The organism is Vibrio sp. 1078-1 (assembly GCF_033340475.1).
Window position 1 is genome coordinate 48,363 of record NZ_JAWOWM010000005.1, and the last position, 26,776, is coordinate 75,138.

The following is a 26,776-nucleotide window of genomic DNA, read 5'->3' on the forward strand; positions in this document are numbered from 1 at the left end:
TTATCTCAATAAATAACGCGCTTGTTTTCACGGGCACCCTGCTTGCTGGTATATCTGCGAGGAGTAAAGTCGTGAGCCAAAAAGAACAAATAAAAACATACAAAGGTCCAGCTGGTGGTTGGGGTGCACTGAAAGCCGTAACCAGAAGTTGGTGGGGCAGTGAAAATGCAGTTAAAAACATTCGCACTATGCTCAAAACCAACCAAAATGGCGGTTTCGACTGCCCTGGATGTGCATGGGGCGAGTCGCCAGATAGTGGTAAAGTCAATTTCTGTGAGAATGGCGCGAAAGCGGTAAACTGGGAGGCGACCAATCGTCTGGTTGATCCTGAGTTTTTTGCCAATCACAGCGTTTCTTCTCTCTCAACGCAAACCGATTACTGGTTGGAATACCAAGGCCGTATCACGCACCCAATGCGATACGATGCTGAATCCGATCACTACGTGCCAGTCTCTTGGGATGAGACTTTTGCACTTGTCGCGAAACATCTCAATCAATTGGATTCACCACACCAAGCTGAGTTTTATACCTCTGGTCGTGCAAGCAACGAAGCGGCGTTTTTGTATCAGCTATTTGTGCGCGCATTCGGTACCAATAACTTTCCAGATTGTTCCAACATGTGCCACGAAGCCAGTGCTATCGGGATGAAAGACACCATTGGCGTTGGTAAAGGCACAGTGATCTTTGATGATTTTGAAGAAGCTGATGCGATTTTCGTGATTGGTCAAAACCCGGGTACGAACCACCCACGAATGCTTGAACCTCTGCGTGAAGCGGTAAAACGTGGAGCACAGGTTATCTGTCTAAACCCGCTGAAAGAGCGCGGATTAGAGCGTTTCCAAAACCCACAGATGCCGATTGAGATGTTGAGTAACGGTTCAGAGCCTACCAACACGGCGTACCTGCGTCCTGCTTTAGGTGGAGACATGGCAGTGTTTCGTGGCATCGCGAAATTCTTGTTGCAATGGGAACGCAAGGCATTGCAAAACGGTGGAAAAGCGGTATTTGATCGTGAATTCATCAAGCAACACACAACAGGTATTGATGAGTATTTGGCTGAAGTGGACGCAACCTCTTGGGAACACATCGCGGAACAATCGGGTCTTGATTTAAGTGAAATCGAGATGGTGGCGAGCATGTATCGACGTGCAGAACGTGTGATCATGTGTTGGGCGATGGGGTTGACTCAGCATCGTCACTCTGTGCCAACCATTAAAGAAGTCGCAAACGTGCAAATGTTACGAGGTAACGTTGGTAAGCCGGGAGCGGGGCTTTCACCAGTGCGTGGTCACAGTAACGTTCAGGGCGACCGTACGATGGGCATTGATGAAAAACCTTCAGATCTGTTGTTGGATCGCATTGAAAGTCGATTTAACTTTGACGTCCCGCGTGGTGAAGGCCACAACACTGTGCAAGCCATTAAAGCGATGGAAGAAGGGCAAGCGAAAGTATTTATCGGTTTGGGCGGCAACTTTGCACAAGCAACGCCAGACACAGAACGTACGCACAACGCGATGCGAAACTGTAATTTAACCGTACACATTTCGACGAAGTTAAATCGTTCTCACCTTGTCACAGGTAAAGATGCGCTTATTCTTCCATGCTTAGGCCGTACCGAGATTGATCAGCAAGCGACTGGCCCACAAGGCGTGACGGTTGAAGATACCTTCAGCATGGTACATATCTCATTTGGTCAGCTAAAACCGCGTTCGGAGCATTTGCGTTCAGAACCAGCGATTATTGCCGGTATTGCCAATGCTACACTCGGGGCAAAACCAATTGATTGGTTGTGGGCGATTGAAGATTACGACCGTATTCGCGATTTGATTGCAGACACGATTCCGGGCTTTACCGACTTTAACCATAAGCTTAAACACCCGGGTGGATTCCACTTGGTAAACCCAGCTGCCGAGCGTCGATGGAATACACCAAGCGGCAAAGCACAGTTCAGCTCTAGCGAGTTGCCGAAGCAGTTGATCAGCGAAGCGATACTCGAAAAAGGCCAAAAGCCAGATTTGATCTTGCAAACCATGCGCTCACACGACCAATACAATACGACACTTTACGGCTTGAATGACCGTTATCGTGGAGTATTTGGTATGCGCGAAGTGCTGTTTATCAATGAAGCGGATATTCGTAAACTCGGTTTTGAACCGGGCGACAAAGTGGACATGGTGTCATTGTGGGAAGATGGCGTTGAGCGCCGTGTGAGCGGATTTACGCTTGTTGCCTATGATGTACCAGCAGGTCAGGCGGCGGCTTACTATCCAGAAACAAACCCATTAGTTCCTTTGGACAGTTATGGGGATAGAACGTTTACGCCAACCTCTAAGTTTATTGCGATAAAATTGGAAAAATCGACATCCGATAAGATCGCTTTGGTGGAAGCGGAATAGTGACCAAACCGGCACAACGACATTTCCGATAAGCAAACGGCTGATATTAATTATCAGCCGTTTTTAATTGCGCTCAGTCTGCATTTAGTGCGCATAGCTTGTGTATAATGTTAATGACATTATGCTGCTCGATAATAGACAGATAAGGCCGATTTGAATCTAATTTCAAGTAGTAAAACTAATAAGAAGATGCTTATGACCTTGAAAAATATAATTAAATTAACAATCAGTCACTTAGTGGCAGTTTCTATTGGCATTGCGATAGGTATCTATACTTTACCGATCCTTATTGCACCACCTGCGCCGACCGATGAACAAGTTGCTAAGAGCAAGCAAGGTGCAGAATACAGCGCAGTGTTTAAGAGGGAACTCAAAGGTAGCGACGCTTTTCATTGGGGAGAGGGAGAAATTCATTTGAGTTCTGAAGTCATTACGTTGGTAGGAAAACTCGCTCCCGGACCAGACTATAAACTCTATCTATCTCCTAAGTTTGTCGAAACGGAACAAGAGTTTAATGACCTTAAATCTGAGATGAGCTTAATTGGTGATGTCAAAACGTTCGATAACTTCGTTGTTGAGGTTCCTCAAAGCACTTCAATTTCTGAATACAATACGGTTGTTGTATGGTGCGAGACATTCGGTGAGTTCATTACTTCGGCAAAGTATCAATAAACCTTAGCAGTAGAGTGAAAGGCTTTTCTTTTCACTTTACGCTAGGATGTTGTTTCGCATAATTAAGAGGCAAAGACTCTTAAACACTCTAAATTTAAGAGCCTTTGTTTAGAGTTATTGACAGAACCATTCGACCTGTAAGTCGTTTGCACCTTTCAGGCTACGTTCTGGAAAAACAAGATTTCGAACTATTTAGAGTTATTCTCTGTTTGGCTTGTTTCGTTCGATGACGCTAATCGCAATGGCTAAAAATAGAATATCTTTTACTAAAAAGAAGTTTGTCACCAAAACCCCATCAGACACTTTCCATGTATTCGGTGTCGTAATTAGAAAGCTGAGTGTCGCAAGAAAAATAATTGCGGCGGCTATGCCAGAAAAATAAGCGACTCGTGTGTTTTTAAGGCCAACGATTAATCCAATAGCGACAATGATTTCTGTTGCGCCAATGATGTTTGATACGGCTTGAACTGACATCACATCATACAACCAACTCATCAGAAAATGATTTTCAACGAGCGGTTGTATAAGCTTGGCCTCTGTAGGTGTGAATTTATAAATACCAATCCATATTAGAACTAAAGAAACGCCGAAAACTCCGATAAGATATCCAATTGAGTCACATTGATGATGGCTTTTTACGTTTTGCATAATTAACTACATTCTCCTGTTTGTTAGCGCTTCCAACAAGACCTATAAGGTTGGTAGAAAATTTCATAGGTTTTTTTCGCTCAAACAACAGATATTAAAAATCACGTGATACAGAATTACGTGTTTGATAGAACTTAAGGATATTTCGTGGAAGTTAAAATTTTTCAGGTTGACTCGTTTACATCAGAGGTTTTCAAAGGTAATCCCGCGGGTGTTTGTATCACAGAGTCAAGCCTTGATGAGGAAACGATGTTGGCCATCGCGGCCGAGATGTCGTTATCTGAAACGGCATTTCTGTCACTCAGTACAATGCAACTTCGTTGGTTTACACCGAGGACGGAAGTTGCTTTGTGTGGACACGGCACACTTGCAACGGCGCACGTTCTGAAAGAGCAGGGGTTATATAATACTGGAGATACGATTGAGTTCGTTACGCTATCTGGGGTTTTAACTGCACAACTCGATCATGAAGAAATTCATTTGGTGTTTCCTGCTCCAACTTTAGATATGCGAGCTAGTATTAACAAAGACTTACTTCATGGTTTGGGGCTAGATGCCGCCAATGTAGTCGCCTACGGTCAGTTTGATAATAAGCAGTTGGTCGTCATTAATGATGAATTTGTGCTTGAACAGCTCGACCCTGATTTTGGTGCGCTGCTTAAACAAAAAGGCCGTGGCGTCGTCATCACTGCTCAATCAAGCACTGACGCCGATTTTGTCTCTCGATACTTCGCGCCTTGGGTAGGTGTTAATGAGGACCCAGTTACAGGCTCTGCACATTGCGCTTTATGTGTTTACTGGGCTAAAGAGCTCAACAAAAAGCAACTGAAAGGCTTCCAAGCCTCCAAGAGAAGTGGGGTCGTCCATACAGAGTTGTTAAGCACTGAGCACGTTAAGCTTTCTGGAAATGCAGTAACGATATTGCGAGGATATATGAGAATCGCGTAGCGGTCCTTGTGGGAATGATTTTATTTTCGTGTTACCCAATGCTCAATAGTGAAGACGCTTGAATGCTGCTTATTTAAGTGGCTGATTTTTTTTGTAAAAACCCCCCTGGCACGGTGGTGTATAACGATTGGAGAGTTATATGAAAACTATCGGTCTTCTAGGTGGTATGAGCTGGGAGTCGACGCTTAGTTATTACAAATTGATCAACGAAGGAGTCAAAGAGGCGTTAGGCGGCCTAAATTCCGCAAAAATTTGTATGTATAGCGTGAATTTTTCGGAGATAGAGAAACTTCAACATCAAGGTAAATGGGAAGAAACGGCAAGCATTCTATCTGATGCTGCATCTTTAATAGAAAAAGGGGGCGCTGACTTCATTCTTATTTGTACTAACACAATGCACAAAGTTGCGCCTCAAATTGAAGCCAGTATTAATATCCCCATACTACATATCGCAGACGCGACTGCTGAGTTACTTCGTGAGAAAGGGGTTCAAAAGGTCGGACTCCTTGGTACTCAATTCACAATGGAGCAAGACTTTTATAAAGGAAGGCTTTCCGACCGTTATGGGCTTGATGTCGTCATTCCCGATCAAGACGACCGCTCTAAAGTACATAACATTATTTATAAAGAGTTATGCCAAGGTGAAATCAAAGAGGAGTCAAGGACGATATACTTGCAAATTATTGAAAAACTAAAAGAGCACGGAGCTGAAGCTGTGATTCTCGGGTGTACTGAAATTGCCTTACTTGTAAACCAAAGTCACACCGATGTTACACTACTCGATACCACTTCTATCCATGCTCAAGCAGCAGTCCGTTTGGCAATTGAAGGTGAATGATCTACGCTTTCTTTCCTGCAAAAAAAGAGAAAACCAAGCACGTGGTTTTCTCTTTTTTATTATCAAGTTATAAGCGAGCAAATTTGAGAGTTCTGTATCCACCAATCAAGTTGCGGGCTTTGTAACCATTGTTGACCAGCTGACGGTATGCTACGTTACCGCGTAACCCAACTTGACAGTAAATCACGATCTCTTTGTCTTTAGGAAGTTCGTGCATGCGACGACGTAGTTGATCGACAGGAATATTAATTGCACCTTCAAGATAACCAACGGACTCCAATTCACCAGGATTACGAACATCAAGTAACAGTTGGTCTTCTGTCAGTGAATCCATTTCATCATAATGAATCGCGGTCGCATCGCCTTTGATGATGTTATTTGCCACAAACGCCGCTTGGTTAATTACATCTTTAGCAGAGCCATAAGGTGGCGCGTAAGTGAGCTCGAGGTGTTGCAGTTGCTCTACCGTCATACCAGCACGCTGAGCAACTGCCATTACGTCGATACGTTTATCAACACCGTCTTTACCTACTGCTTGCGCACCTAATATTTTACCTGTTACTGGATCAAACAGCATTTTGAATGACACGGTTTCTGCACCTGGGTAGTAACTCGCGTGACTTGCTGTATGCACATACACTTTTTCATAAGCGATGTTTTCACGTTTCAGCTGTTTCTCGTTTTTACCAGTAGAAGCGACGGCTAAATCAAAAATCTTACAGATCGCCGTGCCTTGCGTACCTTGGTAAGTTTCTTGGCGGCCAAGCATGTTGTCTGCTGCCATTCGGCCTTGACGGTTTGCCGGGCCCGCAAGTGGCACTAGAGTTTGCTCGCCAGTCACAAAGTCTTTCTCTTCTACCGCGTCGCCGACAGCGTAGATCGAAGGATCGCTGGTTTGCATGTATTCATTGGTATAAATACCACCAAGAGCGCCGATTTCTAAGCCAGCTTCTTTCGCTAATTTGGTCTCGGGGCGAACACCAATTGCCATAATCAAAATATCGGTGGTGAGTCTTTCACCGTTGTTTAGTGTTAATTCCAATTCACCTTCTAGATGTTGGTGTTTTTCGCTCTCACCAGAGTCGAAACTTGCCACGTGCTCGTTAGGTACGAATTTCACCGACTCAAGTGCGACGCCAAGTTTAAGGTCGATGCCTTTCTCACGAATTTCAGCATGTGCGAAGCCAGCCATTTCACGGTCAACGGGCGTCATCACTTGATCCGCCATTTCAACTAATGTGGTTTTTATGCCTAGCTGGTGGAAGGCTTCCATCATTTCCAAACCGATAAAACCACCACCAACGACCGTAGCGTGTTCAACTTTGTTGGTTTCGATCGTTTTAATGATGCGATCCATATCTGGAATATTGCGCAGCGAGTGCGTTAACGGGTTATCAATACCCGGAATAGGCGGCACAACTGGACCTGCGCCAGGGCTGAGTAGAAGAAAGTCGTAGCTCTCTTGGTATTCCGAGCCATCAAGCAAATTCTTAACCGTAACCGTTTTGTCTTGACGGTTAATAGAAACCACTTCGTTCATCACACGGACATCAACATTGAAACGCGCTAAAAAGCTCTCAGGCGTTTGAAGAAGCAGTTTGCTGCGCTCTTGGATATCACCACCAATGTGATAGGGTAAGCCACAGTTTGCAAATGACACAAATGGACCGCGTTCAAACATAATGATTTCTGCGTCTTCACTAAGACGACGAGCGCGAGCTGCTGCAGATGCACCGCCAGCAACCCCACCAATAATCACGATTTTGCTCATGGATTTCTCCTGCTGAATGATCGAAAACGCCTACACCTTACTTAAATAAATTAGCTAAGTCTAATGTTATTTAATCTACATTAGCATTGACTTAATAATATTAATTAGTAATATCTAATAAAATGTAATGTAGTAATGAAGAGGCATAAGAATGGGCGACAGTATGCTACAAAGTGCGACCGAAGCGAGTGAGCTGCTTAAAATTATGGCTCATCCAGAGCGCCTAATCGTGATGTGTAAGCTGATTGAGGGCGAGAAAGGGGTCGGTGAACTGTTTGAAGGTTCATCATTAAGCCAATCTGCTTTTTCACAACATCTCACCGTATTGAGAAAGCACGACATTATTAAAGCTAGAAAAGTTTCTCAGCAGGTATTTTATTCAATTTCTGATGAAAGAGTTGGTCCGCTGGTTGAGGCCTTTAAGCAAGTTTTCTGTAAGTAATTAGTTTGGCGGTTGCTATGTTTGAAGTTCCTTGGATGTCGCTGTTGGGCGGCATAATAGTTGGCGTATCAGCGATAACACTGATGCTATTTACTGGCAAGACTGCTGGGATCAGTGGGATCTTAAACGGTGCCGTTGAGAACGCAGATCGCGTTTGGCGCATTGTTTTTTTAATTGCGATGGTATTAGGTGGCGTGTTTGCTGTTTATGTTCTTGGCGGGCATGTACCAGAACAGTACAGCGGTTCTGTTGTTTTAGTTATCGTTGCTGGCTTGTTAGTCGGTGTCGGTACGCGTATCGGCAATGGTTGTACTAGTGGTCATGGCATTTGTGGGATAGGGCGTTTCTCAATCCGTTCTGTGGTCGCGACGTGTACTTTTATGGCCACAGCCATGTTAACCGTCTTGCTAGTATCGTGAGGAATAGTGCCGTTATGAAAACTCATGTAATGAAAAGTATTAAGCAAATGTCCGTTGTTGCATTTTCTGGTGTGCTCTTTGGTATTGGTATGGTGGTCTCTGGTATGGCTGAACCGGCAAAAGTGATTGGCTTTCTCGATATTACTGGAGCATGGGATCCAAGCTTAGCCTTTGTAATGGGCGGAGCACTTGCGGTGTTCGTTCCAGCTTATCTTTTATTAATAAAGCCAAGAAGCGAATCTGTGTTTGGTGATGAGATTGTATGCCCAACTTCTAAAGCGATAGACAAAAAGTTAGTCGGTGGTGCTGTACTGTTTGGTATTGGTTGGGGGTTACTGGGTGTGTGTCCTGGTCCTGCGGTTGCCAGCCTTTTCACTGGCAACACACAAGTTCTGCTCTTTATAGCGGCAATGTTGGCTGGGTCATTCACCGCTAAAAGAGTGGTTCGTCAATAAAGAAAGTACTTCAACGTTAAAAATAGTACTTAAACGCTAAAAAGTGAGTGTCGTAGAAACCGGGCAATGGTCACTCAGTTTATAGTCGAGTACATCTTGTGTTTTGAAAACGGTTTGAACACCAGACGACGCCTTTAAATCACCACTCACAATAATGTGGTCTATCACCGAGCGGAATTGGTGGGTTTTATTCGGATTACGATTAGAACGCACTTTACATTCCGCTTTAGTGTCTTTAGTCACTAGCTTTGCACTAGTATTGTCTGATATCACGTCCCATAACCAATCTCCTTGATAACCCAAGTTGTGGTTAAAGTCGCCAAGCACGACATAATGTTGTTTGTTGTCCTCGCGCGCCTTTATCCACTTAGCTAGTGCCTGTCCTTGTTGTTTCACTATCTTACAATCGCGGTTATTACGATACGCGCCACTGCAACCCGCTTTCAGATGTACAGAGAGTAGGTGAGTCTCGTTTTCTTGGTTTGGATTTAAAACAAGGTAGCTCGCGAAGCGCAGCTTGCTGTTGCCTCGTGTGATAGAGAAGTCTGGCTTGTCTAATACGCTTACGCCATTGCGCACGGCAAAGCCTGTGTATTGGTTGGTGTCGTTAAACTGAAGGTGTCGGTTGGAGGCGTTTGAACGATCGGAAAGATAAATAGTGAAGTCATTGCCAACAGCTTTTTGCATTGCAGCGACGCTTTCGACTTCTTGAAAAGCAAGAATGTCGGCTTGTGTTTTATCCACATAGTGGGTCAGTTTTTCAAAATCTTGTGGTGTTCTCGACACTTTTCCACCATCTATAGATAACCATTCTATGTTCCAACTGGTTAGATTGATGGAGTTTTGAGCAAATGAAAGAGAACTAAAAAGTAATATTAACGTAACAAAAAGTGATCGCATTTTGGCCTGTTGCACTCCTATCTTTTAGCGTATTCCTTTCCATCCTTTATCCTACAAGACCTCCAAAAATAGCAAGTAGATTTAGTACCAATTTTGCAATTTTCATGGTTTTCTTCGCAACTGAGATCAACGCCAATAAGATCGATTTCTTCTTGTTCGCTAGCCAATCTTTATTGATCAAAATCAATGTTTTTGAGTGGTGCTTCTCGTTAAATACGCCACAATATATTGTGTTGCTAGAATAAAAAATAACCCCATATAGTGTGTTTGTGGATAACTCTGTGAGTATGCTCGGGTAAGGAGAACAAGGTGAAACCAATCGTAATCAAACGCGACGGATCAAGAGCTCCGTTCAACAGGGATCGTATCCAAGCAGCAGTTGAAGCAGCAGCGGAAAACAAAGATAAAGATGTCGCTATTTATGCTCTTAATGTGGCTCTTGCTGTCGAGTTACAGTTAAGAGAACACGATGAAGTTCACATCCATGAGATTCAAGACTTAGTCGAAAATGAACTCATGCAAGGTCCTTACAAAGCCCTAGCGCGTTCTTACATTGAATATCGCCACGATCGCGACATCGCTCGTGAGAAGCAAAGTGCACTAACTCGCGAAATCGAAGGTTTGATTGAAGAAAGTAATCTGGATCTAATCAACGAGAACGCGAACAAAGACGGCAAAGTAATTCCGACTCAACGTGACTTGTTGGCTGGTATCGTAGCGAAACACTACGCGAAGACGCACATTCTTCCTCGCGATGTGGTTCAAGCGCACGAAGTGGGTGACATTCACTACCACGATTTAGACTACGCACCGTTCTTCCCAATGTTTAACTGTATGCTTATCGATCTTAAAGGCATGCTGACGCATGGTTTTAAAATGGGTAACGCTGAGATTGATACGCCAAAATCAATTTCGACTGCAACAGCGGTAACAGCACAAATCATTGCTCAAGTCGCGAGCCACATTTACGGCGGTACAACCATCAACCGTATTGATGAGGTTCTAGAACCGTACGTAATCACAAGCTACGAGAAACACCTAGAGATTGCAAAAGAGTGGAACATTGCTGAGCCAGAAGAGTTCGCAAAAGCGCGCACTGAGAAAGAGTGTTACGACGCATTTCAATCTCTAGAATACGAAGTAAACACGCTGCATACAGCGAACGGTCAAACCCCATTCGTTACGTTCGGTTTTGGTCTTGGTACAAGCTGGGCATCACGCCTGATCCAGAAATCGATTCTGAAGAATCGTATTGCAGGTCTAGGCAAGAACCGTAAAACAGCGGTATTCCCTAAACTTGTATTCGGCATCAAAGATGGTTTGAACCACAAATCAGAAGATCCAAACTACGACATCAAGCAACTTGCGCTTGAGTGTGCGTCTAAGCGTATGTACCCAGACATTCTTAACTACGACAAAGTAGTGGAAGTAACCGGTTCATTCAAAACGCCAATGGGTTGCCGTAGCTTCCTTGGTACTTACGAAGAAAACGGTGAGCTGATTCACGAAGGTCGTAACAACCTTGGCGTCGTGAGCTTGAACCTTCCTCGTATCGCTATCCGTGCAAACGGAAGCGAAGAGAAATTCTACGAGCTTCTAAATGACCGCCTACGTCTTGCTCGTAAAGCACTAGAGACACGTATCTCTCGCCTTGAAAACGTGAAAGCACGTGTGGCCCCAATCCTATACATGGAAGGCGCATGTGGTGTTCGCTTGAAAGCAGACGACTCAATCGCAGATATCTTCAAGAACGGTCGTGCGTCTATTTCTCTTGGTTACATCGGTGTACACGAGACAATTAACGCGCTATTCGGTACAGAAGCGCACGTTTATGATGACGCTGTTTTGCGTGAAAAAGCGGTCGCTATCATCAAGCATCTAAAAGATGCTGTGAATCAATGGGCTGACGAAACTGGCTATGGCTTCAGCTTATATGCAACGCCAAGTGAAAACCTATGCAGCCGTTTCTGCCGCATCGATGCAAAAGAGTTCGGTGTGATTGATGGCGTAACAGACAAAGGTTACTACACCAACAGCTTCCACTTGGATGTAGAGAAGAAGGTGAACCCATACGACAAGATCGACTTTGAGATGCCTTATCCAGAAATCTCAAGCGGCGGCTTTATCTGTTACGGCGAGTTCCCGAACATGCAACGCAACGTTGAAGCACTAGAAAACGTATGGGATTACAGTTACACCCGAGTGCCTTACTACGGTACAAACACGCCAATTGATGAGTGTTACGAGTGTGGCTACAACGGCGAGTTTGACTGTACAAGTAAAGGCTTCACTTGCCCAAGCTGTGGCAACCATGATTCAACCAAAGTATCAGTAACACGTCGAGTTTGTGGCTACCTAGGCAGCCCAGATGCACGCCCGTTTAACTTCGGTAAGCAAGAAGAAGTGAAGCGCCGAGTTAAACACCTGTAAGGTTTACTACCACTCGTTTTAACACTTTGAAAATCAACTTTAAACAGGTTGATTTTCTCTTTCGCGATAACACAGAGACGCATTATGAATTATCACCAATACTATCCAATTGACGTTGTTAACGGACCGGGTACGCGCTGCACGCTGTTTGTGTCGGGTTGTGTGCATCAGTGCCGTGGCTGTTATAACCAGTCGACGCAACGTTTGGATTCTGGTGCACTTTTCACGCAAGAAGCGGAAGACAAAATCATCGCTGACTTAAACGACACGCGTATCAAACGCCGTGGCTTGTCGTTGTCGGGTGGAGATCCGCTTCACCCTGCTAATGTGCCTCATATTTTGAAGATAGTGAAAAGGGTGAGAGAGGAGTGCCCAGGTAAAGACATTTGGGTTTGGACTGGCTACACGCTGACGGAACTGAATGACGCGCAAAGGGAAGTGGTGCAATACATCGATGTTTTGATTGATGGTAAGTTTGAACAAGACAAGAAAGACCTCAATCTCGAATGGCGTGGCAGTTCAAACCAAATCATTCATCGCTTTACGGACATCTAATCAAGCATTCTCCGCACATAAAAAGGGCTCACGCGTGCATAACGGGTGAGCCCTTTTGGTGTGAGTTCGTTAATGTCTTTTTGGTTACGCCGTCACCGATTGGTCATCTTCAACCATATTATTTATCCAACGTTTAGATTGAATACGGTAAGTCGTCAGTACGCCTTTCACTAACTCTTCCGCGAGCAGAGACATCAAGACAAAATGCAAAGGCAGCCCTAACACCATGCCTGTGTAATAAGTAAGGGGGATGCCAATAGCCCACTGACCGAACGTGTCGATGAAAATGCTATAGCGAATATCAGCGCCACTCTTTAGTACGCCGCCAATCCCAACCATGTTAAACACCCTCAAAATCATACCTAGCGCCATGACTAAACATACGTTAAGTGCCATGTCTGCATCGGTTAACGGGCTCAGTACCAATAGGTGATGAATCATGGGCGAGCTCAACCACACTAGGAAAAACAGCAAGGTGGCTAAGATTGCGCTGGTTAACACATACCACCACGCCGTTTTCTCGACTCGGTCATAATGTTTTGCACCAATATCATTCCCAAGAAGAACGGATGCAGCGACCGCAAATCCCATAAAGGTTGAAATCAGTACCCCTTCAATCGGTGATAAGAATGAGATGATCGCCAGTTCTGAAACGCCCAATTGACCATAGATGATGCTGTAAACGATCAATCCACCAGTCCAAAGCGCATCGTGGACCAACATGGGTAAAGAAACCTTAAAGTACTTTTTTCGATACTGTTTTAAGCGGCCTTGTACCCAATCGAACTTAGTCGGAATTAGGTAAGCATATCGTTTGTAGAAAAAATAAATCAAGACGGCGGTTTGGAAAAATCGAGAAACAAAACTACCTACGGCTGCACCAAATACGCCCCATTGAGGGAAACCAAATAAACCAAAAATCAAAACATAATTAAGCGCGACGTTAACGACAATGGCGGAGATACTAACGTTGGTTGCCAGTTTGGTTTGGCCCACGGAGCGCAATACCGCTTCAATCGGTACTACTATCGCCGTAGCAATGAGGCTAAAGCCCGTAACCACAAGATAATCACGTGCATAAGTGACGTATTCAGGATCGTCTGACATAAAAGAGACGATCTCTTCATCAAAAATCGCATAAAGAACGATAAACGGCAGCGTCACCAAAATGGAAATAAACCAAGATTGCGCCAACGTTCTGCGAATTCCGGCTAGGTTTCCTGAGCCGTAGTATTGCGAAGCAAGTACGGTAACTGCACCGCACAGGCCAAAGACAACCGCTAGGTTGAAGAAAAAGATACGATTTCCAACTCCAACTGCTGCCGTTGCAGATTCTCCGAGTAGGCTTACCATGAAAATATCCACGACGCCGAGCAAAGCAAAAAGCATGGACTGAAGTGAAACAGGTAGGCCAATCGTAATCAGCTTTTGCCAAAATGCTTTATCGATGTATTCGCGTGTTAAGAGCATCGCATTTCTCCTTAAAGATTAATGCGAGTAGTTTATCCTCATGATTTGGCGGTGTATTTTTCAAAGGAATCCAAAACCTTTGTAAAACTCTCTACTAACGCACATGTGAGCCAATAAATCATGGAAGATAAACAAGAACGCTACGCGATTTCAGAAAAAACTTATCAAGAGTTTATTGATCACAGTCGAGTATTAGCACTTGAGGAGAGAGGCATTGTGCAGTGCGGCATTGCCACTTGTCGTGACTTCTTCTCTGTTTATCGTAAAAACCAAAAGAAACACATGCTGCTCTATACGGTGCGTGGTAAAGGGTGGCTAGAGAGTGGGACTTATCGATACGATTTGGAACCGGGCTCGTTGATTACAGTACCCGCAGGTGTTGAAAACGGTTTTGGTATAGAAGAAGAACCTTGGCAGATCGCGTGGCTTTTTCTTGCTCCTGATAGAGAGTGGCCGATATTAGAATGCGATGTTCGCTACCAGCTTTCATCTACACCTGAAGTGATGTATGCATGTATCCAAACGTTACTACGCAGCATTAACCTTCCAATCGATTATGGTGGTGCGGTAGGTGAGCATAGTGTGGCTCAGTTAGAGCTGATGTTAAACATGCCGCCCTCAGAGTCGATATCACGCAGCCAATTGAGGCTTCGGCGTGTATTTGACCTTGTCCAACGTCAGCTCCATAAGGATTGGAGCGTTGAGCAGGTGGCGGCTCTATATCCATGTTCGGAGCCTCATTTGCATCGACTGACTCAAAAGCAGTTTGGTCGAAGCCCAATGGCACATTTAACGCGTATGCGCATGGAATATGCTGCTAGGTTACTTCGTTCAACAGAATGGCCAATTCAGCATATTGGAGAAATAGTCGGATATCCGACCAGCGCTAACTTTAGTACACGTTTTAAAGCGTGGTCGACCATGACACCAAGAGAGTTTAGAAAAAACGGTAGAGTGGATTGGTACAACGAGGAGTGAATCGTTCTTTTTCTGAACGATAGAGCGCACAAAACTCACCGCAATCCAGAATTTTGTTCTCTAATTGATGAAATAAGTGAAAAATCATTTCGTCATTTTTTGCGATGGTGTTAACGTGAGGTTCGGTACTTGAATTTCAAAGGGTTATGACTTTCATGTTTTCTAATCTCCCAACTCCCGTATTAGATCCTATTTTATCTCTATCCGTTGCATACCGTAACGATGAACGTCCAAACAAGGTTGACCTTGGCATTGGCGTATACAAAAACAGCGCAGGCGAAACGCCGATTATGAAAGCCATTCAAATGGCGCAGGATGTCGTTGTTGAAACTCAAAAAACCAAGTCTTATGTTGGTCTTGCAGGTTGCGAAGAATTTAATAAAAGCATGATCGATTTGCTACTGACGGGAACGTCTGCAATGGATCGTGTTGCAGCTATTCAAACGCCAGGTGCAAGTGGTGCGCTGCGTATGCTCGGTGATCTAATGAAGATCGCACAGCCAGATACGACGGTTTGGATTTCCAACCCAAGCTACGTAAACCACAAGCCAGTGATGGAAGCAGCAGGCCTTAAAGTTAAGTTCTACCACTATTTCTCTTCGGAAACGAAACAAGTAGACACCGAAAAAATGATGGATGATCTTGCGAAAGCTGGGCCTTCAGATGTGGTACTTCTTCATGGTTGTTGCCACAACCCAACTGGTGCGGATATTGACTTCTCTGCTTGGCAAGCCATTACAGAATTGTCGCAGAAGAACGGTTTCATCCCATTTGTGGACATTGCTTACCAAGGCTTCGGTGATGGCCTAGAAGAAGACGTAAAAGGCCTTCGTTTTATGGCAGATAACGTTGAAGAGATGTTGATTACTACTTCATGTTCGAAGAACTTTGGTCTGTACCGTGAACGAACTGGTGCAGCGATTGTGGTTGGTAAGAACATGCATGATGTAACCAATGCAAAAGGTAAACTCCTCACTCTAGCTCGCTCGACTTACACGATGCCACCCGACCATGGTGCAGCTTTAGTTAAGACCATTCTGCAAGATGACAATCTCACTTCCGTTTGGAAGCAAGAATTGAGTGAAATGCAACATCGTTTGGTTAGCCTTCGTCAAAGTTTGTGTAACGAGTTGAGAAACAACCATAATACAGATCAATTTGATTTCATTGAGGGTCACAAAGGCATGTTTACTGTGCTAGGCTTTAGTGGAAACCAAATGGCGCAACTGCGTGAAGATTATGGCATTTATGGTGTTGGCGATGGTCGAATTAACATTGCCGGACTTACCGAAACTCATATTCCATACGTAGCGGACGCAATTAAGAAAGTATCTCAAGCTTAATTGGAGTGTGGATGAAAAACTGGAAACTGATTCTGCCGCTTATGATGAGCGGCAGTTTAATTGCTTGTACGTCAACTCAAACGACGCAGGAACCTGTTGAGCCAGAGTCGCCAAAGGTCGAAGAGCCCGTTAAAGTCGAGCCAGAAGTGAAACCTGATGTAGATCCAAAGCCAGAGGTGGAGCCCAAACCAGAAGCGAAACCTGAGAAAAAGCCGGAACCAAAGCCTAAGAAGCCAGTCAAGGTCACAAAAACACCCGATGGCATGTTAATTCTTGGTTCTGAAGAATGGGTTTATGTTCCTGAAATTGACCAGACTTTCAAGGCTAGAGTCGATACAGGTGCGACAACATCATCAATTAGTGCGACTGACATTGTTCCGTTTGAGCGTGATGGTAAAGACTGGGTTAAATTTAAGATAGATTTAGGTGACAAAGACACCAAAGAATTTAAAGTACCCGTTGAGCGCTGGGCTAAAGTTAAGCAGTCTTCGTCAGAAGAGGTGGATAAACGAGCGGTGGTAAAAGCCTACATTACCGTTGGGGATCACAAAGAAAAGACAGAGTTTACGTTAGCGGATCGCGGACATATGACGTTTCCAATTTTGCTTGGTCGAAGCTTTTTTAGAGATATCGCCGTTGTAGATGTATCGAAAAAATATGTGCAAGATAAACCTAAAAAAACCGCTAAAAACTGATGTATTACAGCTAGTTTCTGCTACAAGCTAATGATTCGTGATTAACAAAAAATGGCCTCCAAAATTGGAGGCCATTTTTATTGAATCATATGCTTGCTTGTGATGCCCTGGTAGTCATAGTCATGTCCACTAAAATGCAAAACGAGCAGACATTACAATTTGCTGGCCATAGACACCATTATTTTTGAAATCTGCACCAAGCGATAGTTGCTGAGTTGAGTGGAATCGTGCGCCCAGATTGTAAATGGTGTTCGAATCGTCATTATCTATGATTTGGCCGATACGGCCATGTAGCTCAACATTTTGCATAAACCAAATACGAGTGCCAATATTCACTTCCGTGCGCCACTCGTCGCCCACTTTATCACTGCCGTTCTCTTTAATGTTGTGTACCAACATTTGGCCATAAATATCTGCAAATTGGCCTGCTGGCCCATTAAAGCCTATACCACCAGCAATGTCCCAGTCTCCGCTGAATTCACTGTCTGCGCGAGCAATGAAATGGGTATTCTCTGTAAAGTAGGTATTGAACTCGCCACCAAATGTACCAGGGCTAGTGCCCATGCGAAATTCCATCGTGTTGTAGTTGAAATTATTTGCGTGTGCGGAAAGTGGCAAAATAGCACACAAACCAAAGGCTGCAACCTTTAGAGCTTTACCTAGCATGGTGTCTCCGGGCAAGATGATTAAAATGAACAAAAAAATGGTCTGCAAAAAGCAGACCAAGATTGATAAAGCTATCATTTTAAGTGCTTGCCGTCACTATTTAGCTGTAATCGTCACTACATCATGTTGATATGCACAGCAATCGGGGTTTGTTTTACATGACCACGAGTTGTTCGACTTCAATCTCTGGTTTGTTCCCGCCTTCAAATTCGCCAAACAGACGGACTTTAGTCGTGTGATCAATCGGAGTATTTAGCTGAATATCGTCATCGAGTTCGACCATCACTTCACCGGAACCATCGCTAAAGACAAACTTATCCGCGCGAACTTGACGCAATAAGTTACCTTCAACGACCACATCTTTTTCAGTAAACATATTGGAGTCGTTTAGCAAGGCATCCAATTTTTCCACAGTGACAGGACCGTTAAACTGCAAGTTTGATTGGTTTTGAGCGTTATCTTTCGCGAACGCGATAGAAGGAGCAATAGCTAAGGCGGCGATTGTTGCGATAATTGTATTCTTTTTCATGTTACATCCTCATCGGTTTGTTTTGATGGGGTCATTAAAACAGGGCTTGTTTGAACCAATGATGATTTCAACATTCATATTCTATTCATTTGCTTGAGTAAGTGGGGACGATGACGTTATGATTGTTCATCTTCCTCTATTCCTTACAAACATTCATGAAATCAGCGATCCCATCTTTAATGGTTCAAGGCACCACTTCGGATGCCGGAAAAAGTGTCCTTGTGGCAGGTTTATGCCGTGTATTAGCACGAAAAGGGATAAATGTTGCCCCATTTAAGCCACAAAACATGGCACTAAATAGTGCGGTAACCAAAGATGGCGGTGAAATAGGTCGAGCACAGGCCGTTCAGGCACAGGCGTGTAATATTGAGCCAACTGTACATATGAATCCGGTTTTAATTAAACCTAACAGTGATACAGGTGCTCAGATCATTTTGCAGGGTAAGGCGATTTCCAATATGGATGCGGCTGGCTTTCATGATTACAAGAAAGTGGCGATGGACACGGTGTTAGATTCCTTCTCTCGTCTGACTCAAGAATTTGATTCGATCATTATCGAGGGCGCGGGGAGTCCTGCTGAAATCAATTTACGAGAAGGCGATATTGCAAACATGGGTTTTGCTGAGGCCGCTGATGTACCAGTGATCATTGTTGCTGATATTGATCGTGGTGGAGTGTTTGCACATTTGTACGGAACACTTGCGCTACTTTCTGAATCTGAACAAGCGCGAGTAAAAGGATTTGTTATCAACCGTTTTCGAGGTGATATTCGTTTATTGCAATCGGGCCTCGATTGGCTAGAAGAAAAAACAGGTAAACCTGTACTTGGTGTACTTCCTTTTCTCCATGGTTTGAATTTAGAAGCAGAAGACGCGATCACTGCGCAGCAAGAGTTGCACTCTGAGGTAAAACTGAATGTTGTTGTGCCTGTTTTAACCCGGATTAGTAATCATACTGATTTTGATGTGCTGCGATTGAATCCAGACATCAATCTACGTTATGTAGGTAAAGGCGAAAAAATAGATAAAGCCGACCTGGTTATTTTGCCTGGGACCAAATCAGTGAGAGACGATCTGGAGTATCTAAGAAGCCAAGGGTGGGATAACGATATCTTGCGTCATATTCGTCTTGGTGGAAAAGTGATTGGTATCTGTGGCGGCTACCAGATGCTTGGAAACTTGATTGATGATCCAAACGGCGTCGAAGGCCAACCAGGTCAAAGCGAAGGACTTGGGTTGCTTGATATCACTACGACGCTAACTAACAGCAAACAGCTTACAAACACACAAGCACAGCTTTCTCTTAACGGCAAAACAGCCAATGTAAAGGGTTATGAAATCCACGTAGGGCGAAGTGAAGTACGGGGCCTGCAACCTCTTACATTCAGTTCCGGTGAAGCGGAGGGGGCGATCAGCGAGTGTGGCCAAATCATGGGAACCTACCTTCACGGGTTCTTTGACGAGGCAGATGTCTTAAGCCTGGTATCAGAATGGGTAAACGGCACCCAAATCAAACAACAAGACTTTGAAGAGTTAAAGGAGCAAGGCATTAATCGCATCGCAGATGCGATAGAACAACATATGCGCCTTGATTTTTTGTTTAAATAGCACATTAACTGATTGAACTTTATATTCAAATAACCTGTTCTTTCGCTTGCCTTGTATTGGAGTATCTCTATGAAAGCATGGAAACAGCATGCTTGCCTTGCGGCAGTATTAAGCATTTCATTTTCAGCAAACGCAGCAACGAACCTAAAAGTGTATGCAGCCTCTTCTATGACGAATGCGATTAACGAGATCGCGCAAAACTTTGAAGAAAAGTATGACGTTTCTATCACTCCCGTTTATGGTGGTTCTTCTTCTATCGCTCGACAAATTATCAATGGCGCACCAGCGGATGTATTCATTTCTGCGAACACGAAATGGATGGATTATTTGGTCGATAAAGACGTCATTTTTCGTGACAATGTCACAAATCTAGTGCGCAATAGCTTAGTGTTGATTGCTCCCCAGTCTTCAGAATTAACCTCATTTAACTTTTCTGATGCAAAGGCATGGGAGAAGGCATTGCATGGAAATCGTCTTGCTTTAGGCAATCCGACGTCAGTACCTGCTGGTATGTACGCGAAAGAGTCATTGACTACACTGGGTGTATGGAAAGCGGTTCAAACTCACGTCGCACCAGCAAAGAATGTGCGCTTAGCTTTGGCGTTGGTTGAACGTGGAGAAGCGCCTTTAGGTGTGGTCTACAAAACCGATGCTCAGTTAACTGATAAAGTCAAAATTGTCGGCGAATTTGCGAGTGATACGCATGCGGCTATTGTGTACCCGGCTGCAATTGTGAATGATTCTACTGAGTCGGAGCAGTTCTTCCAATACCTAAAATCGGACGAAGCCGCACGCGTTTTTGCTCAATATGGCTTTCAGCAATAAACCGGCCTTCAATTATAGGAACGAAGCGTGACAGAACTGGAATACCAAGCCTTAATGTTAAGCCTCAAAGTAGGCGCGTACGCAGTACTTTGGCTGATTCCTCTCGGCGTTTTTCTTGCTTGGCTACTTTCTCGAAAAACGTTCTTTGGTAAATCGATTCTCGATAGCTTAATTCATTTACCACTGGTATTGCCGCCAGTGGTAATCGGCTATTTATTGTTGATTTCTTTAGGACGACAAGGGGTCCTTGGAAAGTGGCTCTATGAAAACTTAGGGGTAGTATTTAGCTTTAATTGGAAAGGGGCAGTAGTCGCTTGTATTGTCGTGGCTTTGCCTTTGATGGTTCGTTCAGTACGCTTAAGCTTAGATAGCGTCGACCCTAAATTGGAGCACGCAGCCTCTACGTTAGGCGCTTCTCCTTTAAAAGTGTTTCTCACCATCACGTTACCACTGACCATTCCCGGAATTATTACGGGCACGATGCTGTCATTTGCTCGTAGTCTTGGCGAATTCGGGGCGACGATCAGTTTCGTCTCTAACATTCCGGGTGAGACCCAAACGATTCCGCTGGCAATGTACAACTTTATTGAAACGCCAGGTGCAGAAATGCAGGCGGCTCGTCTGTGTATCATTTCTATCGCGTTAGCCTTGTCTACATTAATGATCTCTGAATGGCTAAATCGTAAAGCGGCAAGCAGATTGGGTGCGAAGCAATGACGATTAAAGTCCAATTTAAACAAATGCTTGGTGAGACTGACTTCGACATCAAACTTAAGTTACCCTGTAATGGAATTAGTGCCTTGTTTGGACGATCTGGTGCAGGTAAAACGACGTTGATTAACATCATCAGCGGATTGGTCACTCCAAGGCAAGGGTATGTTGCGGTTGGTGAGCATGTTTTGTTTGACAGTGAACAGGGAATCAACCTACCAACGCACAAGCGTGGTATTGGTTATGTGTTTCAGGATTCACGTCTGTTTCCTCACTATTCGGTTCAAGGCAATTTGTTATATGGCGTTAAAGAAAAAGATGACGAGTATTTTGATGCAGTCACCGAACTCTTGTCTATCAAACCGTTACTAAAGCGCTTTCCGGTATCACTTTCTGGTGGTGAAAAGCAACGTGTTGCGATTGCGCGCGCATTGCTATCTAAACCCAATTTGCTTTTGATGGATGAGCCACTTGCCTCACTCGATATGCCAAGAAAGCGTGAGGTAATGCCTTTTCTTGAGGAGTTGTCGGAGAAGGTAAATATCCCTATTATCTATGTCACACACAGTCTCCAGGAAATTTTAAGGCTTGCTCAGCACCTTGCAATTATTGACCAAGGTAAAATTTCGAGTTCAGGTAAGCTTGAGGAAGTGTGGGCTTCTCATGCTATGCGTCCATGGCAATCTTTCTCAGATCAAAGCAGCTTATTTGAAGGCCGGATTGCTGAACATCATGCACGTTATGCACTGACTTGTATCAGCCTTGCACCTAATGTATTCCTGTGGGTGCAAAAGATCGACGGAACACCAGACACGCCAATACGCTTGCAAGTGCGTGCCAACGACGTTTCTATCACGCTCGAGCAACCCAAGGCGACGTCGATTCGAAATATTTTGCCTGCTATTGTCGATTCCATCGAGGCGTTTAACGCAGCCGATGACAAGCAGAGTATTAATGTATCACTCAAGCTAGACGAGAAATGTTATTTGTGGGCAACGATCACACCGTGGGCCCTTGATGATCTCAACCTAAAAGTTGGTAGCCGTGTTTTTGCACAAATTAAAGGTGTCAGTGTGACACAAAAAGATATGGCACTAGCGCCTCATTAACCGTTTAGACTGATTTACGCTTCATGATCAAAAAAGGCCGCAAAGTGCGGCCTTTGTTACTAGAAGAATGTCGGAATTACTTCGCGAATACTTCTTTGAATTCACGCTTAAGAAGTGGGTCACGACGTGCTTTCTTAAGTTGCTTAACCATGTCTTTCACACAGTTGTGAAGCACATTATCAAGTAGTTGAGCACGGTATTCTTCTTTATCTTCATCTGTCATGTTTTCTGGCAGATTAAGAGTCGGAAACTCTTCCATCACATTAATACCAGCGAATGCTTGGCCTACAGAAACTAGAGCATGAAACTGTTCAAAGTTGTCTAGAATGTTCTGTGCACTTGCTGGCATTTCGTCCCATGATTCACGTACCGCTTCTTCAGACACTTCATGGATAGAGGTAACCATTTCGAACATTTGCTCTGGAACTTCGTCAAATTCGATAACTTTACGTAGCTCTGGAGAAATGCTGGCTAGATCGATTTTTTTGCTTTCGCTGTTAGTTGCTTCTGACATGGTGTGTCTCTCATTACAAAAAGGCGGGAATATTAATACCAAATGCATCAAATAGCTATACCCATTAATCCACAAGATGACCAAAGTGAATGAGTTTGTTGAACTTCTGCTCACAGGCCATGATTAGATAGGGTAACGTCCAGTCTAACTGCTTTATGCAATGGATTCCGTGATATTCAAACAAAAATATAGCACTTAATTATGAGTCGAATGCAACAACTCTATGAGTATGGTATATGTTTAATAAAGACATAATTAAAAATGGAACGCGTTATGCAACCGACAGGGACATCGATGCGAATCCTTCTGGTTGACGATGTTCAGCTAGACAGGATGCAGTTGGCTATTCGTCTAAAGCAACTTGGACATATTGTAAAAGCCGTAGGTAGTGGACTAGAGGCGTTAAATACCTACGAGAGTTTTGATCCGGAACTGGTGTTACTCGATATATCAATGCCAGATATGAACGGTTTTGAAGTCTCTCTTCATATAAGAGAAACGTTTCCGGATTGGATCCCTATTATTTTCTTGAGTAGTCACGAAGAGCCAGAAATGATTGCTAAAGCCATAGACGCGGGCGGTGATGACTATTTAATTAAGCCGGTAGATAAACTGGTACTGAACTCTAAACTTATCGCAATGCAGCGTATTGCTCATATGAGACGAGAGCTTAAGCAAGCGACAGCTCAATTGGAGCAAGTTAATCAACTTTTGACTCAGCAAGCGAATGAAGATGGCCTAACCAAACTCTATAACCGCCGTTATATCGACCATAAGTTGGAATCGATGGTTGCATGGCATGGCCGTCACAATATGCCAATGGCTTTGATTCTATTGGACGTCGATTTTTTTAAACCGTTTAATGATAATTACGGTCATATTGAAGGCGACCGTTGCTTGCAAGCGATTGCGAATCAACTAAAGGCGACGTTTTGTCGCTCTGGGGAATATGTAGGTCGATATGGTGGAGAAGAGTTTGTTGTGTTGCTAGGGTGTACCGACACTCAAACAGCAGAAAGAGAAGCCGAGCGTATACAAGAGGCTATGTATTTTCTCGATTACCCACATGAGTATTCTAGTGTGTCAAATAGAGTGACAGTGTCACAGGGCGTTTTTGTTTTTCAACCAACAGGGAAAGAAGTGCAATCAGACTTGTATGCAACCGTTGATAAAGCACTATATACATCAAAATCTTTGGGAAGAAACACACATACTGTAGTTAATTCTTTTTAAAACAAAGTCTTATGAATGCCACTTTTTTGTTGCGTTGTCACGTTTTGGTAATTCTTTTAAAGTTAACTCAAAGTAAGATAGGCAAACAGTGCGAACGGAATGTCGCAATCGGGCGTATACCTTATACCTTTGATTAGATAGATAACATCGGGATAGTGGCAACGATGAGTGCAGTTATTATGCTGATGGGGAAGTTCGGTTTTGTTTTAAACCCAGACAAGCTTGTTAACTTTCACGATTGGTGAGGGTCTAACGAAGCTTTATGCAGTTACGTCCGGCCTTTTTCGCTTTGTAAAGTGCTTCGTCCGCTGATTTAATAACGTCCAGAGGAGCTTGCCCATTCCGGCTATCAGCAACTCCGAAACTTGCGGTAACAAAAACCGACTTTCTTTTCGAACTGTTGCTACCACGACGTTTTTGTCCTTGTTTATGGTTCTCAGGGCGAGATTCTTCATCGCGTAATATCATCTCGTATTCTGCAATCGATTTGCGAGCTTCTTCCAAAAAGTTCTTACATTCGTCAGCGTATTTGCCTTTAAAAACGATGGTAAATTCTTCTCCGCCAAATCGATAAACTTTTGCGCCGCCTGGGGTTTTAGTGAGGCGCGAAGCGACCATTTTTAGAACGTCATCACCAGTATCGTGACCGTAGGTGTCGTTAAACTTTTTAAAATGGTCAACATCAAGCATTGCGATCGTGAACTTCTTACCCATGTGTTTTAGATCGAGATCAAGTGCACGTCTGCTTGGAATCAGCGTTAGGCTATCGGTGAAAGCCAGTTGATGGCTAGCGGAAGCGGCATAAATAATGATAAGCAGCCCTGTTAGCGTAAACATGGTGCTTGATATGTACTGCACATCAAAGAAAATGAACGTCGCAGACGCCAATACCATGGCAGAGTAGGTCATCGCATGAATAATTTCATTCTTCTTTAAAACAAGGATTCCAAGAAAACAGACAATACCCACGCAATATAAAACAAGAATTAAAGGCAGTTTAGAGACCGTAGGTACAATAAATAAAATACCGCTTGTCCATTGTTCAAACCCTCCTTCAACGTAATATGCTAGCGTTAGATAAGACCAAAGAACGAACATTGCTAACATCAAGATGTAAGTCAACATGGCTCTAGAGTCAAAACCTTCTTTACTAAACAAAAATACCGTAAGAAACGAGACAGGAAGTAACGTGGTTAAAATGGTTAGCTCAAGTAAAGCGGTACCACTTTGAAGCGGGACTTGTAGGCGGTGCTGTATCACAAAATAGGCTAGCAACATTGCCAAGCACACCATGGACTCTCTGCCTTGCTTAAATGAATAACAAAGGAGTAGCGCACAACCTAATAGTATGTACGGCAAGTTTGCGGCAATGCCCCAGTTTGCCTGAGTCATCTGAATAATGCTGTCCATGCCCGAACTCACTATGCCCAGTAGCAAAAAAGGGAATAAGAATCTGAAGCCTGATGAAGTCATTGACGATGAGGACATCTATTACAAACTGCCTGAAAATAGTTGACTATATAATTGGTTAGGTAAATCGTTTTATCAATATGGATATTTATCCGTTATTGAATTTCGAACTTTGAGAACTAGCAAGAATACGTCTATTTGTTCCTTTTCCCAAGTATTTTGGAAGACATTACGGCAAAAAGAGAGAGATTGATTAAATTAAGAGCAATCAATAAGTTGTTATAAACAAGTCGTTGCTATACTCATTTCATAGGAAAAAGGAGATTTACAGATGCAGATAAGCTCAGATGTGCACAATTACATGGAAACATTAGTAGGCCAGGTTCTCAGTTTGCCCGAATTTTTAGAACAGTATGACAACGAACAGTTAGCCGATATTGCTTGCCTTGCGCTTATCCAGCTCAAGCCTGTCTATATCCGTCATGATATTGATTTTTTGTCTTCACTTCCTGAACAAAAATTAAGCCAGTTTAAGCAAAGCGCGGATATAGCGGTGAAAAACGCCGCAGAAATGGTGAAAGAAGACAGGCGTAAGAACCGAGAGTATGATGTGCCTGTAATTTTTTCCCATACTAGTTATGATGATGACAAAGAGTTGGATTGGTATGAAAAACCGATCCTTAACGTTAATATCAAGTAAGAGTCGCTCAGTTGACTAGTGAGTTGACCCAAGGAGGAATCGTGGGATTTTTTTCGCGTTTGTTTGGTGGTAGTGAGAAAACCGCTGAAGCTAAAACTATCGAGCCAGTTGAGTATAAAGGTTTCTTTATTTACCCAGAGAGCCTTTCAGAGGGCGGACAATATCGCATCGCTGGTCGAATAGAAAAGCATGACAATGATGAAGTGAAAACACATCGGTTTATTCGCTCCGATTTACTTGGCTCAGAGCAAGATGCCAATGACCTTATGTTGAAGAAATCTCAAATGTTTATTGATCAAATGGGCGATAAAATCTTCGACTAGCAATTTACTGCAATTTGATTCCAGTCATCTTAAAAAGAGCCATTAGTGTATATGCTAGTGGTTCTTTCTTTTTAACGCTTAAATCTCTGTTAAGTCAGTATTTAATCGTTACCTGGTTAGACCTCAGTCTAGTACGGTGTTGCGTTGTTATTTTTCGAGCACAGAGCGACAATCATTCATTACTTAGCG

The 26,776-nt window shown here is 43.6% G+C and carries 27 protein-coding genes; 19 read left to right on the forward strand and 8 right to left on the reverse strand.

Annotated features, from left to right (window positions below; translation table 11 throughout):
• Positions 1-71 precede the first annotated feature (71 nt).
• Positions 72-2,396, forward strand: a complete 2,325-nt coding sequence (locus R7190_RS12525) for an FdhF/YdeP family oxidoreductase (protein WP_186585273.1) — start codon at positions 72-74, stop codon at positions 2,394-2,396.
• Between the two features lie 195 nt (positions 2,397-2,591).
• Positions 2,592-3,068: a DM13 domain-containing protein gene (locus R7190_RS12530; protein WP_005376099.1), complete on the forward strand. Its 477-nt coding sequence runs from the start codon at positions 2,592-2,594 to the stop codon at positions 3,066-3,068.
• Between the two features lie 198 nt (positions 3,069-3,266).
• On the opposite strand, the gene R7190_RS12535 is transcribed toward R7190_RS12530, so the two are convergent.
• Positions 3,267-3,716 carry a YkgB family protein gene (locus R7190_RS12535; RefSeq protein ID WP_005376100.1) on the reverse strand — a complete coding sequence of 150 codons (450 nt, stop codon included), beginning with the start codon at positions 3,714-3,716 and terminating at the stop codon, positions 3,267-3,269.
• A 147-nt stretch (positions 3,717-3,863) separates the two neighbouring features.
• Here R7190_RS12535 and R7190_RS12540 point away from each other — a divergent pair, with 147 nt between their 5' ends.
• Both R7190_RS12540 and R7190_RS12545 read left to right on the forward strand, forming a co-directional pair.
• On the forward strand, positions 3,864-4,664 hold the full coding sequence (locus R7190_RS12540; protein ID WP_031781164.1) for a PhzF family phenazine biosynthesis protein: 801 nt from the start codon (positions 3,864-3,866) through the stop codon (positions 4,662-4,664).
• Between the two features lie 139 nt (positions 4,665-4,803).
• On the forward strand, positions 4,804-5,502 hold the full coding sequence (locus R7190_RS12545) for an aspartate/glutamate racemase family protein (protein WP_053349909.1): 699 nt from the start codon (positions 4,804-4,806) through the stop codon (positions 5,500-5,502).
• 67 nt (positions 5,503-5,569) lie between these two features.
• Here R7190_RS12545 and R7190_RS12550 read toward each other — a convergent pair whose 3' ends face one another.
• Entirely contained in the window at positions 5,570-7,273 is a 1,704-nt protein-coding gene (locus R7190_RS12550; protein WP_104976080.1) for an FAD-dependent oxidoreductase, read from the reverse strand.
• A gap of 151 nt (positions 7,274-7,424) precedes the next feature.
• Between R7190_RS12550 and R7190_RS12555 the strand changes: the two genes are divergently transcribed.
• The 3 genes from R7190_RS12555 to R7190_RS12565 are packed head-to-tail and all read left to right on the forward strand — an operon-like array spanning position 7,425 to position 8,589.
• Positions 7,425-7,715: an ArsR/SmtB family transcription factor gene (locus R7190_RS12555; RefSeq protein WP_005376206.1), complete on the forward strand. Its 291-nt coding sequence runs from the start codon at positions 7,425-7,427 to the stop codon at positions 7,713-7,715.
• A gap of 5 nt (positions 7,716-7,720) precedes the next feature.
• Positions 7,721-8,134, forward strand: a complete 414-nt coding sequence (locus R7190_RS12560; RefSeq protein WP_372058356.1) for a YeeE/YedE family protein — start codon at positions 7,721-7,723, stop codon at positions 8,132-8,134.
• A 14-nt stretch (positions 8,135-8,148) separates the two neighbouring features.
• Entirely contained in the window at positions 8,149-8,589 is a 441-nt protein-coding gene (locus R7190_RS12565) for a YeeE/YedE family protein (RefSeq protein WP_064369247.1), read from the forward strand.
• A 36-nt stretch (positions 8,590-8,625) separates the two neighbouring features.
• On the opposite strand, the gene R7190_RS12570 is transcribed toward R7190_RS12565, so the two are convergent.
• Entirely contained in the window at positions 8,626-9,489 is an 864-nt protein-coding gene (locus tag R7190_RS12570; RefSeq protein WP_064369248.1) for an endonuclease/exonuclease/phosphatase family protein, read from the reverse strand.
• 309 nt (positions 9,490-9,798) lie between these two features.
• Between R7190_RS12570 and nrdD the strand changes: the two genes are divergently transcribed.
• Complete coding sequence (gene nrdD, locus R7190_RS12575) at positions 9,799-11,919, forward strand: anaerobic ribonucleoside-triphosphate reductase (protein WP_138940298.1); 2,121 nt, start codon at positions 9,799-9,801, stop codon at positions 11,917-11,919.
• Positions 11,920-12,003: 84 nt separating this feature from the next.
• A complete protein-coding gene (gene nrdG / locus R7190_RS12580) occupies positions 12,004-12,474 on the forward strand; it encodes an anaerobic ribonucleoside-triphosphate reductase-activating protein (protein WP_186585275.1) in 471 nt (156 codons plus the stop codon).
• A gap of 84 nt (positions 12,475-12,558) precedes the next feature.
• Here the strand turns inward: nrdG and R7190_RS12585 are convergent, their stop codons facing one another.
• Complete coding sequence (locus tag R7190_RS12585) at positions 12,559-13,944, reverse strand: MATE family efflux transporter (RefSeq protein ID WP_005388027.1); 1,386 nt, start codon at positions 13,942-13,944, stop codon at positions 12,559-12,561.
• A 120-nt stretch (positions 13,945-14,064) separates the two neighbouring features.
• On the opposite strand from R7190_RS12585, the gene R7190_RS12590 reads away from it, so the two are divergent.
• The 3 genes from R7190_RS12590 to R7190_RS12600 all read left to right on the forward strand — a co-directional run bounded on the left by R7190_RS12590 (position 14,065) and on the right by R7190_RS12600 (position 16,960).
• Complete coding sequence (locus R7190_RS12590) at positions 14,065-14,922, forward strand: AraC family transcriptional regulator (RefSeq protein ID WP_025767758.1); 858 nt, start codon at positions 14,065-14,067, stop codon at positions 14,920-14,922.
• Between the two features lie 155 nt (positions 14,923-15,077).
• The gene (locus R7190_RS12595) at positions 15,078-16,265 is read left to right on the forward strand and encodes an aromatic amino acid transaminase (protein ID WP_213986417.1); all 1,188 of its coding nucleotides are present in this window, start codon (positions 15,078-15,080) and stop codon (positions 16,263-16,265) included.
• Positions 16,266-16,276: 11 nt separating this feature from the next.
• On the forward strand, positions 16,277-16,960 hold the full coding sequence (locus R7190_RS12600) for an ATP-dependent zinc protease (RefSeq protein ID WP_005388032.1): 684 nt from the start codon (positions 16,277-16,279) through the stop codon (positions 16,958-16,960).
• 129 nt (positions 16,961-17,089) lie between these two features.
• Here the strand turns inward: R7190_RS12600 and R7190_RS12605 are convergent, their stop codons facing one another.
• Both R7190_RS12605 and R7190_RS12610 read right to left on the reverse strand, forming a co-directional pair.
• On the reverse strand, positions 17,090-17,626 hold the full coding sequence (locus tag R7190_RS12605; RefSeq protein WP_017634623.1) for a hypothetical protein: 537 nt from the start codon (positions 17,624-17,626) through the stop codon (positions 17,090-17,092).
• 154 nt (positions 17,627-17,780) lie between these two features.
• Positions 17,781-18,155: a YgiW/YdeI family stress tolerance OB fold protein gene (locus R7190_RS12610; protein WP_005376220.1), complete on the reverse strand. Its 375-nt coding sequence runs from the start codon at positions 18,153-18,155 to the stop codon at positions 17,781-17,783.
• A gap of 155 nt (positions 18,156-18,310) precedes the next feature.
• Here R7190_RS12610 and R7190_RS12615 point away from each other — a divergent pair, with 155 nt between their 5' ends.
• The 4 genes from R7190_RS12615 (at position 18,311) to modC (ending at position 22,407) form a co-directional block, all read left to right on the forward strand.
• Positions 18,311-19,762, forward strand: coding sequence for a cobyric acid synthase (locus R7190_RS12615; RefSeq protein ID WP_047101159.1), 1,452 nt, complete (start codon positions 18,311-18,313; stop codon positions 19,760-19,762).
• Positions 19,763-19,831: 69 nt separating this feature from the next.
• Positions 19,832-20,587 (forward strand): molybdate ABC transporter substrate-binding protein, encoded by a 756-nt coding sequence (gene modA, locus R7190_RS12620; RefSeq protein WP_017634622.1) that lies wholly within the window; start codon positions 19,832-19,834, stop codon positions 20,585-20,587.
• A 27-nt stretch (positions 20,588-20,614) separates the two neighbouring features.
• Complete coding sequence (modB, locus tag R7190_RS12625) at positions 20,615-21,304, forward strand: molybdate ABC transporter permease subunit (protein ID WP_054575444.1); 690 nt, start codon at positions 20,615-20,617, stop codon at positions 21,302-21,304.
• Positions 21,301-22,407, forward strand: a complete 1,107-nt coding sequence (gene modC, locus R7190_RS12630) for a molybdenum ABC transporter ATP-binding protein ModC (protein WP_085569024.1) — start codon at positions 21,301-21,303, stop codon at positions 22,405-22,407. Before modB ends, modC begins: the two co-directional genes overlap by 4 nt.
• Before the next feature lie 76 nt (positions 22,408-22,483).
• Here the strand turns inward: modC and R7190_RS12635 are convergent, their stop codons facing one another.
• Positions 22,484-22,921, reverse strand: coding sequence for a DUF3069 domain-containing protein (locus R7190_RS12635; RefSeq protein ID WP_005376232.1), 438 nt, complete (start codon positions 22,919-22,921; stop codon positions 22,484-22,486).
• Positions 22,922-23,194: 273 nt separating this feature from the next.
• Between R7190_RS12635 and R7190_RS12640 the strand changes: the two genes are divergently transcribed.
• Positions 23,195-24,154, forward strand: a complete 960-nt coding sequence (locus R7190_RS12640) for a diguanylate cyclase (RefSeq protein WP_017634619.1) — start codon at positions 23,195-23,197, stop codon at positions 24,152-24,154.
• Between the two features lie 249 nt (positions 24,155-24,403).
• Here R7190_RS12640 and R7190_RS12645 read toward each other — a convergent pair whose 3' ends face one another.
• A complete protein-coding gene (locus R7190_RS12645; protein ID WP_031777241.1) occupies positions 24,404-25,642 on the reverse strand; it encodes a GGDEF domain-containing protein in 1,239 nt (412 codons plus the stop codon).
• 253 nt (positions 25,643-25,895) lie between these two features.
• On the opposite strand from R7190_RS12645, the gene R7190_RS12650 reads away from it, so the two are divergent.
• Positions 25,896-26,264 (forward strand): late competence development ComFB family protein, encoded by a 369-nt coding sequence (locus R7190_RS12650; protein WP_005376241.1) that lies wholly within the window; start codon positions 25,896-25,898, stop codon positions 26,262-26,264.
• 41 nt (positions 26,265-26,305) lie between these two features.
• The gene (locus R7190_RS12655) at positions 26,306-26,587 is read left to right on the forward strand and encodes an HlyU family transcriptional regulator (protein ID WP_017634616.1); all 282 of its coding nucleotides are present in this window, start codon (positions 26,306-26,308) and stop codon (positions 26,585-26,587) included.
• The last annotated feature ends 189 nt before the right edge of the window (positions 26,588-26,776 follow it).

Excerpts from the sequence above, each read along its gene's own strand:
- R7190_RS12530 (WP_005376099.1), top strand. The coding sequence starts at position 2,592 with ATGACCTTGAAAAATATAATTAAATTAACAATCAGTCACTTAGTGGCA.
- R7190_RS12535 (WP_005376100.1), bottom strand. The coding sequence starts at position 3,716 with ATGCAAAACGTAAAAAGCCATCATCAATGTGACTCAATTGGATATCTT.
- R7190_RS12545 (WP_053349909.1), top strand. The coding sequence starts at position 4,804 with ATGAAAACTATCGGTCTTCTAGGTGGTATGAGCTGGGAGTCGACGCTT.
- R7190_RS12550 (WP_104976080.1), bottom strand. The coding sequence starts at position 7,273 with ATGAGCAAAATCGTGATTATTGGTGGGGTTGCTGGCGGTGCATCTGCA.
- R7190_RS12555 (WP_005376206.1), top strand. The coding sequence starts at position 7,425 with ATGGGCGACAGTATGCTACAAAGTGCGACCGAAGCGAGTGAGCTGCTT.
- R7190_RS12565 (WP_064369247.1), top strand. The coding sequence starts at position 8,149 with ATGAAAACTCATGTAATGAAAAGTATTAAGCAAATGTCCGTTGTTGCA.
- R7190_RS12570 (WP_064369248.1), bottom strand. The coding sequence starts at position 9,489 with ATGCGATCACTTTTTGTTACGTTAATATTACTTTTTAGTTCTCTTTCA.
- nrdG (WP_186585275.1), top strand. The coding sequence starts at position 12,004 with ATGAATTATCACCAATACTATCCAATTGACGTTGTTAACGGACCGGGT.
- R7190_RS12585 (WP_005388027.1), bottom strand. The coding sequence starts at position 13,944 with ATGCTCTTAACACGCGAATACATCGATAAAGCATTTTGGCAAAAGCTG.
- R7190_RS12590 (WP_025767758.1), top strand. The coding sequence starts at position 14,065 with ATGGAAGATAAACAAGAACGCTACGCGATTTCAGAAAAAACTTATCAA.
- R7190_RS12595 (WP_213986417.1), top strand. The coding sequence starts at position 15,078 with ATGTTTTCTAATCTCCCAACTCCCGTATTAGATCCTATTTTATCTCTA.
- R7190_RS12600 (WP_005388032.1), top strand. The coding sequence starts at position 16,277 with ATGAAAAACTGGAAACTGATTCTGCCGCTTATGATGAGCGGCAGTTTA.
- R7190_RS12605 (WP_017634623.1), bottom strand. The coding sequence starts at position 17,626 with ATGCTAGGTAAAGCTCTAAAGGTTGCAGCCTTTGGTTTGTGTGCTATT.
- R7190_RS12610 (WP_005376220.1), bottom strand. The coding sequence starts at position 18,155 with ATGAAAAAGAATACAATTATCGCAACAATCGCCGCCTTAGCTATTGCT.
- R7190_RS12615 (WP_047101159.1), top strand. The coding sequence starts at position 18,311 with ATGAAATCAGCGATCCCATCTTTAATGGTTCAAGGCACCACTTCGGAT.
- modA (WP_017634622.1), top strand. The coding sequence starts at position 19,832 with ATGAAAGCATGGAAACAGCATGCTTGCCTTGCGGCAGTATTAAGCATT.
- modC (WP_085569024.1), top strand. The coding sequence starts at position 21,301 with ATGACGATTAAAGTCCAATTTAAACAAATGCTTGGTGAGACTGACTTC.
- R7190_RS12635 (WP_005376232.1), bottom strand. The coding sequence starts at position 22,921 with ATGTCAGAAGCAACTAACAGCGAAAGCAAAAAAATCGATCTAGCCAGC.
- R7190_RS12640 (WP_017634619.1), top strand. The coding sequence starts at position 23,195 with ATGCAACCGACAGGGACATCGATGCGAATCCTTCTGGTTGACGATGTT.
- R7190_RS12645 (WP_031777241.1), bottom strand. The coding sequence starts at position 25,642 with ATGTCCTCATCGTCAATGACTTCATCAGGCTTCAGATTCTTATTCCCT.
- R7190_RS12650 (WP_005376241.1), top strand. The coding sequence starts at position 25,896 with ATGCAGATAAGCTCAGATGTGCACAATTACATGGAAACATTAGTAGGC.